The 1,867-nt window shown below is 71.8% G+C and carries 2 protein-coding genes and 1 pseudogene; 1 reads left to right on the top strand and 2 read right to left on the bottom strand.

All coding sequences use genetic code 11. From position 1 onward, the window contains the following. Positions 1-440, bottom strand: a pseudogene (locus KBX53_RS31755) (hypothetical protein); the annotation flags it as partial. Then, positions 437-1,237: a DUF881 domain-containing protein gene (locus KBX53_RS31760; protein ID WP_030331995.1), complete on the bottom strand. Its 801-nt coding sequence runs from the start codon at positions 1,235-1,237 to the stop codon at positions 437-439. The pseudogene KBX53_RS31755 and the gene KBX53_RS31760, both read right to left, overlap by 4 nt. A gap of 221 nt (positions 1,238-1,458) precedes the next feature. On the opposite strand from KBX53_RS31760, the gene KBX53_RS31765 reads away from it, so the two are divergent. Beyond that, positions 1,459-1,722, top strand: coding sequence for a cell division protein CrgA (locus KBX53_RS31765; protein ID WP_030331997.1), 264 nt, complete (start codon positions 1,459-1,461; stop codon positions 1,720-1,722). Positions 1,723-1,867: the final 145 nt, after the last annotated feature.

Genomic DNA, 1,867 nt, shown 5'->3' on the forward strand with positions numbered 1-1,867 from the left:
GAGGTGCGCGGCCGGCTGGGCGGGCCGGAGGTCGTCGGGCGGGTCGGCATCGCGCTGGGCGCTGCCGGTCGGGTCGGTGCGGTGCCGGGGGCAGCGGGCCGTACCGGGCCCTGGTTGCCGGGGGCCGGCCGGCCGGGGGTGGTCGCGGGGGGAGCCCCGGCGTTGCCGTGCGGGCCCAGCCCGGGAGCCGCGGTGCCCGGCCAGGGCGGTGGGGCTTCGACACCCGGTCGGCCCGGGGTCTCGTTCGGTTCAGGTCGGTCGGCGTTCGGTCGCGTCGGGTGCCCGGCTCGGGGAGGGTGCAGCACCGGCTCGGGCCAGTTGCCGGCCGGGGCCGGCCGGTCGGCTGCCGACCTGGGCCGATCCAACGGGGGCAGGAAGGCGGTCGGCTCGTCGGTCTGGTCCCGGTGTCGCCCGTCGCGACGCTCGTCCGGCCCGCTCATCTGGGCACCGTAGCCGAGCGCAGGGCGGTGGAGTCCTCGAATGCGGGGACTCGCACCGTGGAGGCTGTCTCCGTGTAGCCGAGCTGGTAGTCGTCGACCGCGTCCTTGAACAACCGGACTCCCTGAGAGCTGGCGAGGGCCTGCTGGAGGGCAGCGGGATCGCCGATTGCTACGATCTTGAACGGTGGGGAGTACACCCGGCCATGAAGTAGCAGGGTGTTACCGACGCAGCGTACCGCGCTGGTGGTGAGCACGCGGACGTTCATGATTGACATGGCCTCGGCTCCGCCGGCCCACAGCGCGTTGACCACCGCCTGTACGTCTCCCTGATGCACCACCAGGTCGTCGTTGCTGGCGTCCGACTGGGTCTGGTCGATCTGCGGCGCGTCGTTCAGCTCGACGGTGACCCCGGGGCCCGTCAGGGCGGTGAACCCGGCGTTCTGGAGGCTGCCCTGGGCGCGGTTCTGCTGCTCCTTGATCGGGGCGTCGGAGCCGGCCAGCGTGTTGGTCCGCTGCTCGACCTCGCCGCGCAGCTCGGCGGCGCGGCGCTCGCTGGCTGCCACCTGTTCGCGGCGGTCCTCGATGAGCTGATTGAGCTGGGGCCGCCGGTCCTCCCGGAGAGCGGTGCCGCCGGCGGTGGTGGCGGTGGTGGTGAACAGCAACCCGGCCGCCGCCGCGATCAGGGGCACCCCGATCGACCAGCCCGGACGGCGCTGACGCGGTCGCCGGGGCAGCAGCCCGGCAACGGCCCGTCGGAGGACCTTCTGCCAGGAGGTTGCGCCGGATGTGTACTCCACCGAGCGTTCCTTCCGCGTGTCGGGGATCGGTCCGTGCCGGCCGGGCCGGCGATGCGAACAGTCCCGCCTCTTTCGGTCACTCCGTGCACCGGCCTGACCCCATTCGTGGTCCAGGCGGCCAATCGGGACTACGCTAGCTCTCGAACATTATTGGCCATGGACCGTCGCCCCCGCGCCCGGTTGTCAGGCCGGACGAGGTCGTCACCCCTCTGGAGAGCGCCGTGCCCAAGTCTCAGGTCCGTAAGAAGAAGGTGTACACCCCGCCGACGGACGTCCGTCCGACGACGACGGCGTCGTCGCGCAAGCCTAGCCCGGTGTGGTTGCCGGTCACCGCGGTCGCCTTGATCGTCGTCGGGATCGGCTGGCTGGTGCTCTACTACCTGTCCGAGCAGGAGTACCCGGTCATGGCGTGGGGTTACTGGAACCTCGCCGTCGGCTTCGGCGCGATGGTCGCTTCGCTGGCCTTGCTCTCCCGCTGGCGTTGATCTGGCAGGCCGTCGCGTCGGCGGTCTCACGTCACCCGTCGAGCCCCTGCCCGGCAGGATCGGGCGGGGCCCCCTATGGTGTGCGCAGGCAGCGTGGCCTACTGCGAGATGACTCACGTTACCGCTGGGTAACCTTCGCGTAGGC

Source organism: Micromonospora sp. M51 (assembly GCF_018070305.1).
In the GTDB taxonomy this organism is placed as follows: domain Bacteria; phylum Actinomycetota; class Actinomycetes; order Mycobacteriales; family Micromonosporaceae; genus Micromonospora; species Micromonospora parva.